General features: G+C 72.5%; 2 pseudogenes. Both read right to left on the bottom strand.

Going from position 1 to position 1,014, the window contains the following annotated elements:
- Positions 1–198 (bottom strand): annotated as a pseudogene (locus GH736_RS23425) (cyclase family protein); the annotation flags it as partial.
- Positions 195–902, bottom strand: a pseudogene (locus GH736_RS23420) (fumarylacetoacetate hydrolase family protein); the annotation flags it as partial. The pseudogenes GH736_RS23420 and GH736_RS23425, both read right to left, overlap by 4 nt.
- Positions 903–1,014: the final 112 nt, after the last annotated feature.

Genomic DNA, 1,014 nt, shown 5'->3' with positions numbered 1-1,014 from the left:
GGCGGCGGCGCGGGCGCGCTCGGCGGCGCCGATGAAGTTGAGCGTGCCGAGCCGGTCGTCGTCGCCCCAGCGCCCCCAGTTGCGGAACGCCTCGGCGGCCTCGGCGACGTGACGCGCCGGGTCGGTGCGGTCGAGCTCCTCGGGGCGCTCGGTCGGCGTGCGCCGGGTTCCGGATGCGGCGGCCGGCGTGGTGCTCATCGCGACGCCTCCTCGGCGATCGCCCGCACCGTCTGGCGGCCGAGCCCCTCGATGGCCCCGACCATCACGTCGCCGTCGCGGAGCATCCGGCCGTGCACGATGCCGTTGCCCGCGGGACTGCCCGTGAGGAGCAGGTCGCCCGGGAGGAGCGGCATGTTCTGCGAGGCGCCGGCGATGAGCGCGGGCAGGTCGAAGAGCAGGTCGGAGGTGGTGGCATCCTGCATCGTGTCGCCGTTGAGCGTGAGCTCGAGGTGCAGGTTGCCGGCATCGGCGACGAAGGGCGCGGGCACGAGGAACGGCCCGGTGGGCAGGAACCCGGGCGCGTTCTTGCCGCGGTACCAGTCGGTGCCGATCTCCTTCATGTCCTCGCGGAAGACGAGGTCGCGGGTGGTGACGTCGTTCACGATCGTGTAGCCGGCGACGTGCTCCATGGCGCGCTCGCGATCGACGCGGAAGGCCTCCTTGCCGATCACGACGGCGAGCTCGAGCTCCCAGTCGTGCTGGTCGCTGTAGCCCGGTAGGGCCAGCGGTACATCGTCGCCCACGACCGCCGCGGGCAGGCCGATGAAGAAGTACGGCGTGCCCTCACGCGCGCGGCGGTCCATCATGTCGGCGGCCCAGGCGCGCAGCTCCTCGATCGGGCGCGGGTCGTTCTTCGCCCGGCCCGCGGCGACGAGGTCGATCACGTGGGTGCGGTGTCCGCTGCGGCGCCGGATACGGCGTTGAACGCGTCGGTGATCTCACCGCCGGTGCCGGTGGCGAAGATGAACACGACGAACGCGGCGACGCCGAGGAAGACGAGGAAGCCGCTGTTGC

Source organism: Agromyces humi, assembly GCF_009720255.1.
Lineage (GTDB): Bacteria > Actinomycetota > Actinomycetes > Actinomycetales > Microbacteriaceae > Agromyces > Agromyces humi.
Note: the sequence above shows the minus strand (reverse complement) of the source record. Positions and strands in the feature narration are given on the sequence as shown.